Origin of the sequence: Neobacillus fumarioli NBRC 102428 (genome assembly GCF_001591485.1) — a bacterium.
In the GTDB taxonomy this organism is placed as follows: Bacteria; Bacillota; Bacilli; order Bacillales; family Cytobacillaceae; genus Neobacillus; species Neobacillus fumarioli.
Genome location: NZ_BCUZ01000103.1, coordinates 1 through 9634, shown reverse-complemented (window position 1 = coordinate 9634; position 9634 = coordinate 1). Strand labels below are relative to the sequence as shown.

Genomic DNA, 9634 nt, shown 5'->3' with positions numbered 1-9634 from the left:
TTTCATCTCCCGAAACCCAAATCACGTGTGAAGCTCCTCGGATATGTCTTTCAATCCCCGAATGAAACCCGGATTACGAGAGATATACTACAGGTTTTTCTTTCGCCCCCTGATTGACGGAAGTATGGGACATAAAAATAACCTTAGAATCAGACGAAAAAATTTGAGCCTAACCCTTCATTTTTATACAGGTAATACTTGATATAGGCTTAAACTTAAGGTGTCAACATTTTCTGCGAAAGTTCTATACAGTTTGTCATAAAATAAACTCAGGCTCCTAAAAGGAGGCGAATATAAATGAATAAAATGGATTATGACCGGGCGTTGTATTATACGCATCGATCACAATGGGATAACCTACTGATTTTAATGGTTCGGACACAAGACCATTTTTTGTCGAAAAAAATTGAGCATTTCCTGCATGCTTATAATTTTGAACGAGATTATTCCGTCATTGAAAAAAAACTCTATGACCTGCTTAGATACATCGACCACGCCAATGAATCAATGGAACAAACACCGAATGAAATACCGATGTATAGTCTTACCTAAATAAACAAAGAAATGCAATGGTGAGAAACTTTTTTAAAAAAAACCGGACAAAAGAATTCCACCAAGCATGCGCGGCTTCGAAAATTCGAAGCCGTGTTTCGTATTGGTTTATAATAATAATGAACTGCCGTTAAAAATTGTTGGGAGGGATGAAAGGTGAGTGCAACGATTTTAGTGGTTGAGGATGAGCTGCAAATTGCCCGTGTGTTAAAAGTAGAGCTTGAATATGAAGGTTATCATGTTATGGTGGAACATAACGGACGCTCAGGCTTGGAAACGGCTTTGAATTCAGATATTGATTTAATTTTATTAGATGTGATGCTGCCTGAATTAAATGGCATTGAAGTATTACGAAGATTGCGTAAAGTCAGCGATACTCCGGTAATTCTTTTAACTGCCCGAAATACAACCTTTGATAAAGTGGCTGGTTTGGATCAAGGGGCGAATGACTATGTGACAAAACCGTTTGAAATTGAAGAATTACTAGCCAGAATCCGCGCCTGTCTCCGCCAAAGCGGAGCGACCAGAAAAAAGAAAAATGACGTAATTCTTTCCGTTGGTGATTTAATGTTAAATACCGAAACAAGAGAAGTAACCAGGTCTGGGGTTTCCATCTCTCTCACGCCTAAGGAATATGATTTACTTGTTTATTTGATGATCAATAAAAATAAAGTAGTAACCCGGGAAAACATTTTAATCAATGTCTGGAGGTATGATTATGAAGGCGAAACGAACGTTATTGATGTAACAATCCGGCACTTACGAAAAAAAGCTGATGAGGGATTTCCAACACAATTAATTACAACGGTAAGAGGAATTGGGTATACGATCAGGGAGCAAACATGAAGATTACAAACAAAATTAATCTGTTAACAACTGTATGGATCATCTGCATTTTAATGTTCATCAATATCGTTGTTTTTTTCTTATTTATGAAAACCACAGTTAAAATGGAAGCAAACATGATGTTTCAACAGGCAGAAGATATTATAAAAGACATTCGGGGAAATACTTCGAATCATATCGAAAATGAGTTAAAGGACTATTTAACCAGTCATTCCTATATTCGGATGATACTTCCGAATGGTAAAACAGCATACGAAGTAACAAACGATAAATTCTTAGCAGAAAAAATAAAAGGAAAATTTGCGGAAGAAAAACAAGCTGACAATAGGATGGTTACGATCAATCATCAAGAAAAGCAAGTTCTCATTATTCGGACCCCAATCAAGCAGGGAGGACAAATGAAAGGCAGTCTTGAAATTGGTGAAGAGTTATTAGGGCTGGAGTCGAGAAAAGATATATTGCTGTGGATCCTCAGCCTCTGCACCGTTTTGGCTGTCATTTTATCCTTATTGGGAGGAAGATGGTTATCCGGTATTATTATGCGGCCCATTTCCAATATGATTAAAACGATGGAGGATATTGAACAAAGCGGAGTGCTAAAAAAGATCAATATTCAAATTGAGACGAAAGATGAACTAGAGACCATGGCGAAAACATTTAATCGTATGATTGACAGACTTCAGGCCAATATGGAAAAACAGTCACAGTTTGTCTCAGATGCTTCCCATGAATTGAAGACCCCGTTAACCATTATCAAAAGTTATGCCAATTTGTTAAGACGGCATGGACTAAAGAATAAAGAAATGGCCAATGAAGCGATTGAGGCCATCCATTCGGAGGCAACAAGAATTCAGAAAATGACGGAACACTTTCTCGACCTTGCTTCCCTTGAAAAGGATGCTGCATTAGAAATAAGTGAAGTCAATCTAATCTCATTATGTCAAGATATTCAAAAGCAGATGAAAGAAGCGTATAAGCGGGAAATCCTATTGCAATACCGGGATCCCATCATCCTAAAAGCGGATGAGTTAAAAATAAAACAGGTCATCATTATTTTATTGGATAATGCCATTAAGTATAGTAGCAGCATCATTGAAATGTTTCTTGAGAGGAATGAATATCAGATCATTATCCGGGTAAAAGATTATGGAATTGGAATTCCGCAGGAAGAAATCGAGAATATTTTTGAACGATTTTACCGGGTGGACAAGGCCAGAAGCAGGGAAACAGGCGGTTCCGGTTTAGGTTTGCATATTGCCAAAAGGATTATCAAGCTCCATAAAGGAGATATTACAATATCTAGTAAAGAGGGTGTCGGGACAGAAGTATCCATCTATTTACCAATTGACAGATAGAACGAAAAAAGGATTGCTTCACAATAGCAATCCTTTACCCATAAGAAAGGTTCATATTAAAGTTCTGATGGTATCATTTTTTGCTTTATTGCTTTTTTCTTTGTTAAATAACGGGCTGCGAAATAAGAACCTAATACATAGATCACTGCTAAAGCTTGGAAAGATAATGTTTCTACTGTCGGGAAGATACAGAACCATACACCAGCCCAATCGGGAATATTGATGTTTAAAGTAGTGGTACTGATCCATCCAGCCTGCTGCATTTCTTGTATAGTTTCTCCTACCATGACAGCAAGGACAACCACTAATAGCGCGCCGGTAAACACCAGCATTTTCTTATGCGGAAGACGGCGCTGTGCCAAGAAAGTAAGTACGCCGACAATCATGGTTAAAGCCAAACCAATCAATGTTCCTTGCAGAATGATATCTGAGCCGACTTTCAATCTTAAATTTTGCAGGAACAAAACAACCTCGAACCCTTCCCGATAAACGGATGTTAAACCAAGAATAAATAGCGACCAAAATGTACCGGTTTTTAAACTTTCATCTTTATTACCGGTTAATTTTTGCTTCTTCCGATTATGTAGGCTGATCCAACCTGTCCAATAAATCTTATGAAAGAACCAGTTCATAATAATGAGAAGAACAATAACTGCCAAAAGACCAGTAAACGCTTGAATGTTCAGCTGTGAAGCATTAACAGAAGAAATAATCGCCACCACGATAAACCAAGTGGCAAGAGTCGCAATAAAGGAAACACCAGCACCAGCTGAGATTGGTTTCCAATAATTATCCTGCTTTTTCTTCACTAAGCCGGAAATAATGGCGGCCAATACCAGGACTGCCTCCAACCCTTCCCGAAAAACCAGTATGGCGGTATTGATAATGGCAGCACCAGGCGATATACCTTTGGCAGTTGGATCAGGATTGCCATGATCAAAAACTGCTTGCCATACGATCACACCGATCAAAACGGCTAACGAAGCAGCAATTAGCAGTGTCTTTAAATTTAAAAGTTTCCTAACCAAAAATTCTCTCCCCCTTAGGTCATGTTGTATAGTGATAATGATAATCTTTATCAATTGGATACTTTTATAGTACTGTCTTTTTAATGGTAAGTCAATAAAAATAATCGTTATCCAAAAGAAAATCCTTTATAAAATGACTAAATAGATTTTGTTATTTCTTATCATGTTTCATTATTCCTGCCTTTTCTTCATACATTGTGGTAAGGAGAAAAGGGGGAGTGGCCGATGAATGAGGACGATCGTAAAGCACTGGAGTATGCCATTAGTGAAATAACCGAGATTGCCAGCGGTTTTGGGCTTGATTTTTATCCGATGCGTTATGAAATCTGCCCTGCGGACATTATTTATACCTTTGGAGCTTACGGAATGCCAACAAGGTTTTCCCATTGGAGCTTTGGAAAGCAATTCCATAAAATGAAGCTTCATTATGATTTAGGCTTAAGCAAAATTTATGAACTTGTGATCAATTCCAATCCTTGTTATGCATTTTTGCTTGATTCCAATTCCCTGATTCAAAACAAACTGATTGTGGCCCACGTCTTGGCCCATTGTGACTTTTTCAAAAACAATGTCCGTTTCCAGAACACGAAACGCGATATGGTAGAAAGCATGGCAGCAACGGCAGAGCGTATTCACCAGTATGAAATTCAACATGGAAAACGAGAAGTTGAAAGATTTCTTGATGCGGTTTTGGCCATTGATGAGCATATTGACCCTTCGCTCATCAGACCCAAATTGGCCTGGTCGATGGATGATGAAGAGGAAAGTGAAGAACACAATATTGCAACGCCTTATGATGATCTTTGGGGCTTAGATGAAAAAGAAAAGCCAGAAGGAAAAACAACAAAGAAAAAGAAATTTCCACCGAAACCTGAAAAAGATTTATTGCTATTTATCGAAACGTACAGCAGGGAGCTGGAGGAATGGCAGCGAGATATTTTAACCATGATGCGAGAGGAAATGCTTTACTTCTGGCCGCAGCTGGAAACAAAAATCATGAATGAAGGCTGGGCTTCTTATTGGCACCAGCGCATCATAAGAGAAATGGATTTAACGAGCGGCGAAGCTATTGAATTTGCCAAGTTAAATGCCGGTGTTGTGCAGCCTTCAAAAACAGGCATCAACCCTTATTATCTCGGCATCAAAATATTTGAAGACATTGAAGAACGGTACAACAATCCGACAGAAGAAATGAAGAAGAGGGGTGTAAAGCCTGGCTCAGGACGGGAGAAAATCTTCGAAGTCCGTGAAATTGAGTCCGATATTTCCTTCTTACGGAATTATTTAACCAAGGATTTGGTGATGAGAGAAGATATGTATCTGTTCCAAAAACAAGGCAGGGATTACAAAATCGTTGACAAAGAGTGGAAGAATGTCCGCGATCAACTAGTTAACATGCGTGTCAACGGCGGCTTCCCATACATTACGGTAAACGACGGCGACTACATGAAAAATGGCGAACTTTACTTGAAGCATTGGTATGAAGGCGTGGAACTCGATGTAAAGTATCTGGAAAAAGTCCTCCCGTACATTTACCAGCTTTGGGGTCGTCCGGTTCATATGGAGACCGTAATTGAAGAAAGGACAATGTTGTTCTCTTATGATGGGAAGGGAGTACATCGGAAGTATTTATAAACAATTTTTGAGGGGACAGTAATGTTCCCTTTATTTTTGTGTTTCCGTAGTAAATTTAAGAGGGAGTTTTATCCCCGTTTTCAAATAATAATGTCTTTACAAAGCTATATATAATCGAGTCTCTATAAATATATTTGGCACCTTAAAAATTCCGTGTTTTCGGAACATTTTGAAATCATATTCCGAAAATGCGGAATTTTCCATATATCCGGAATCAGCAAAATGGTTTTAATTCCTAATATATTAAATTTTTTAAAATTGGCACAATGCTTGCAAGTATTGAAATGACTGAAAAATTTTAGGAGGTGCTATTTCAGAAATGTAGCAAAGGATTCTAAACAAGAATCGGAATTTGAAAAAAAGGGAGATTTAAATGGATTTATTTGTGATATTACTGGCACTAGGTTTGCTAATGTTCGTTGCTTACCGCGGCTATTCAGTTATTTTATTTGCTCCCATCTGTGCACTCCTGGCTGTTGTCCTGGTTGCCCCAAGCCACGTACTGCCGTTTTTCTCCGGGGTGTTTATGGAAAAAATGGTGGGCTTTATTAAATCCTATTTTGCCGTCTTTTTATTGGGGGCTATTTTCGGAAAGATGGTAGAGATGTCAGGGATTGCCGAATCGATTGCCCGAACAATTGTCCGTCTCTTGGGCGCAAAGAGGGCCATCATAACCATTGTGTTATTGGGGGCGATTTTAACCTATTTCGGTGTCAGTTTATTTGTAGCTGTTTTCGCGATTTATCCGTTTGCTGCTCAAATGTTTAGACAGGCAAATATTCCGAAAAGGCTTATTCCGGGTACGATTGCACTAGGCTCCTTTACATTCACAATGGATGCCTTGCCAGGAACACCGCAAATACAAAATGTTATTCCCATTGCTTTCTTTAAAACAAATATTTATGCTGCACCAACTCTCGGAATCATCGGAGCGATATTTGTTTTTGTTCTTGGTCTCTTGTATCTGGAGATGCGAAGAAGAAGTGCGGCCAAAGCCGGTGAAGGGTATTTTGGATTTTATTCTGAAACAGCAGCTGGCTTGGCAAATGTTAAAGAAGATCCGAATATGCCGGACGTTGATTTAACGGAAAAACAATCAGTTGGAAAGCAGATTTTTGCCTTTGTTCCACTGATTCTTGTAGGGGTTACCAATAAATTATTTGTTACCTATATCCCTAAGTGGTATCCGCATGGGTTCGATTTTGCTTCCATCGGATTGAAAGCGTATACAGTCGATGTTTCTGCAGTTGCCGCTGTTTGGGCGATTATTATGGCATTGATCGTCGGGATTCTCGCTTCATTTCTTTATGATTGGAAAAAGGTAACCAAGAATTTGAAAGAAGGACTAAATACGGCGATTGGTGGTTCATTATTGGCCACAATGAATACAGGCGCGGAGTACGGATTTGGCGGAATTATAGCGGCACTTCCAGGGTTTGCGAAGATAAGCGGTGGTATTTCCGGTGCATTTCATAATCCGCTTGTAAATGGTGCTGTGACAACGAGCACCCTTGCTGGGATAACGGGTTCTGCATCTGGCGGAATGGGAATTGCTTTAGGTGCGATGGCAGAAAAATATAATCAGGCAATTGCCGCTGCCCATATTCCTCCTGAAGTTATGCACCGCGTTGTAGCCATGGCATCCGGCGGCATGGACACCCTGCCACACAACGGAGCCGTTATTACTTTACTTGCTGTTACAGGGTTAACACACAAGCAATCTTATCGTGACATATTTGTCGTAACGATAATTAAAACCTTAGCTGTATTTTTTGTGATCGCCCTTTATACATTCTTTGGAATTGTTTAGATCATCAAGGAGGAACAGAACATGACACATGCGTTAGAAGGAAAAACTGCATTTATTACCGGAGCAGCAAGCGGAATTGGACTAGAAATTGCAACCACCTTTGCCCAGGAGGGAGCAAAGGTGGTTCTTTCAGACTTGAATGTGGAAAAAAGCGAGCAGGCAGTGCTGGAATTAAAAAATGAGGGGTTTGAAGCATTAGCTGCCCCGTGTGATGTAACAGACGAAGAAGCCTTTAAGAATAGCATTGAAGTAGCGCACCAGACTTTTGGAACCATTGATATTCTCGTTAATAATGCCGGAGTGCAATATGTTGCGCCAATTGAAGAATTTCCGACTGAACAATTTGAATTGCTCATAAAAGTGATGCTGACTGCTCCATTTATTGGGATCAAAACTGTATTCCCCCTTATGAAGAAACAAGGTTTTGGCAGGATTATCAATATGGCTTCCATTAATGGAGTGATTGGCTTTGCAGGCAAAGCTGCCTACAATAGTGCCAAGCATGGAGTCATTGGTTTGACAAAAGTAGCAGCATTAGAAGGAGCCGAGCATGGAATTACAGTAAATGCTTTATGCCCGGGGTATGTTGACACTCCGATTGTCAGAAATCAATTAGCTGATCTAGCAAAATCTAGAAAAGTCAGCCTGGATCGTGTACTTGAAGATGTACTCTTGCCGCTTGTCCCGCAAAAAAGACTGTTATCTGTATCGGAAATTGCCGACTATGCTGTTTTTTTAGCCAGTGATAAAGGGAGAGGAATCACTGGCCAAGCGGTTATTCTCGATGGCGGGTACACAGCTCAGTAAAATCCAGAATTTTCTTGCCTTTGTTTAAACTAACTAAGTTTACTTTTTTGCTATACTGGAAGTAACAAAGGTGACAAGGGTGGGAAAGATCGTGAGTAGGGGATTTGAAAATATACCCTCAAGCTGGCATGAGCAAATTATGAATTTGTTGGCTGAACGTATTGTCATTGTTGATCGAAACGGCATTATTTTATACATTAATGAAGCCTATTGTGAGTTTATAGGAACGACGATTAATCAAGCTATCGGACGCCCGGTACAGGAAGTCATTGAAAACTCACGAATGCATATTGTTGCCAAAACAGGGAAGAAGGAACTGGCGGCCTTGCAGCCAATTAACGGGAGTGAAATGATCGCCAACCGTTTTCCACTTTTTGAGAATGGAGAAGTCGTAGGAGCTCTGGGAACAGTCATGTTTCGGAATCCGGAGGAATGGAGGATGTATCAGAGCAAAATTCAGCAACTTGTCGATGAACTTACGTATTATCAAACGAAGGTTCAAAAGGACCTGAAAAGCAAATACAGCTTTCAAGACTTAATTGGGACCAGTTCTGCCTTCCTTGCTGCCAAAAAACTAGCAGAGAGAGTCTCGGGCAGCAATTCATCCGTCTTGCTGATAGGGGAATCTGGCACCGGAAAGGAATTGTTTGCTCACGCGATTCATGAAAACAGTTTTCGCAGCTCCGCGCCATTTGTAGCGATTAATTGTGCCTCGATTCCAGAGCATTTACTGGAATCAGAGCTCTACGGGTATGAAGAGGGAGCATTTACTGGAGCAAAAAAGGGCGGAAAGATGGGACAGTTTGAATTGGCGAATGGCGGTACCCTTTTTCTTGACGAAATCGGCGATATGCCGCTCTCCATGCAAAGCAAACTATTAAGAGTTCTACAGGAAAAAGAACTGCAGCGTGTGGGGGGACATAAATTCATTCCAGTGGATGTCCGAATCATTGCCGCGACACATCGGGATTTAGAAAAGATGGTAAAAGGAGGAAACTTCCGCCAGGACTTATATTATCGATTAAATGTCATAAAGATTGACATCCCCCCACTTCGAAAACGAAAAGAGGATATCCCGTTGATTTCGATGAACCTTTTAAAAAAATTAGAAAAAAGATTTTACCGAAAAGGAATTGAATTATCGGATGAAGTGCTAAAACGGCTCATGGAGCACACATGGCCTGGGAATATACGAGAGCTGGAAAATGTACTGGAGCGCTGTATCAATGTCCTTGACGGAAAAACGATTCAACTTGGTCATTTGCCCTTATATTTACGCGACCAAAAGAACGAATGTGATGATCCGATTCAGTCAACTTTTAAAACTAATAAAGGAACACCCACACTTCCTCTTCAACCATTAAAAGAAACCTTAGCCCAGGCAGAAAAGCAAGCCATTCAACATGCACTGGCGGCTGCGAATGGCAATAAATTAGAAGCCGCCAAACTGCTTGACATTGGAAAAACTAGTTTTTATGAGAAATGTAAATTATATAATATTAAATAACAACTTTCGTGCCATACTAATAAAACCCAAAAAAGGGTTTATTTTGTCTTCAACAATCCCATTGCCAAATATAGATAAATAGTTTAAATTCTAT

The 9634-nt window shown here is 39.8% G+C and carries 8 protein-coding genes; 7 read left to right on the top strand and 1 reads right to left on the bottom strand.

Translation table 11 applies throughout. The annotated features are described in order from the left end of the window. Positions 1–297 precede the first annotated feature (297 nt). The 3 genes from BFU02S_RS12600 (at position 298) to BFU02S_RS12590 (ending at position 2753) form a co-directional block, all read left to right on the top strand. Entirely contained in the window at positions 298–552 is a 255-nt protein-coding gene (locus BFU02S_RS12600) for a YhdB family protein (RefSeq protein ID WP_066371197.1), read from the top strand. Between the two features lie 156 nt (positions 553–708). Then, complete coding sequence (locus tag BFU02S_RS12595; RefSeq protein WP_066371194.1) at positions 709–1398, top strand: response regulator transcription factor; 690 nt, start codon at positions 709–711, stop codon at positions 1396–1398. Then, the gene (locus tag BFU02S_RS12590) at positions 1395–2753 is read left to right on the top strand and encodes a sensor histidine kinase (RefSeq protein WP_066371193.1); all 1359 of its coding nucleotides are present in this window, start codon (positions 1395–1397) and stop codon (positions 2751–2753) included. The genes BFU02S_RS12595 and BFU02S_RS12590 overlap by 4 nt, the downstream gene beginning before the upstream one ends. Before the next feature lie 56 nt (positions 2754–2809). Here BFU02S_RS12590 and BFU02S_RS12585 read toward each other — a convergent pair whose 3' ends face one another. Next, on the bottom strand, positions 2810–3781 hold the full coding sequence (locus BFU02S_RS12585; RefSeq protein WP_066371186.1) for an FTR1 family iron permease: 972 nt from the start codon (positions 3779–3781) through the stop codon (positions 2810–2812). A 225-nt stretch (positions 3782–4006) separates the two neighbouring features. Between BFU02S_RS12585 and BFU02S_RS12580 the strand changes: the two genes are divergently transcribed. From BFU02S_RS12580 to BFU02S_RS12565, 4 genes are all read left to right on the top strand, one after another. Then, positions 4007–5416: a SpoVR family protein gene (locus BFU02S_RS12580; protein WP_066371185.1), complete on the top strand. Its 1410-nt coding sequence runs from the start codon at positions 4007–4009 to the stop codon at positions 5414–5416. 373 nt (positions 5417–5789) lie between these two features. Further along, positions 5790–7226: a GntP family permease gene (locus tag BFU02S_RS12575; RefSeq protein WP_066371182.1), complete on the top strand. Its 1437-nt coding sequence runs from the start codon at positions 5790–5792 to the stop codon at positions 7224–7226. Positions 7227–7247: 21 nt separating this feature from the next. Beyond that, the gene (locus BFU02S_RS12570; protein ID WP_066371179.1) at positions 7248–8033 is read left to right on the top strand and encodes a 3-hydroxybutyrate dehydrogenase; all 786 of its coding nucleotides are present in this window, start codon (positions 7248–7250) and stop codon (positions 8031–8033) included. Positions 8034–8124: 91 nt separating this feature from the next. After that, positions 8125–9540: a sigma-54 interaction domain-containing protein gene (locus BFU02S_RS12565; RefSeq protein ID WP_235842055.1), complete on the top strand. Its 1416-nt coding sequence runs from the start codon at positions 8125–8127 to the stop codon at positions 9538–9540. Positions 9541–9634 lie beyond the last annotated feature (94 nt).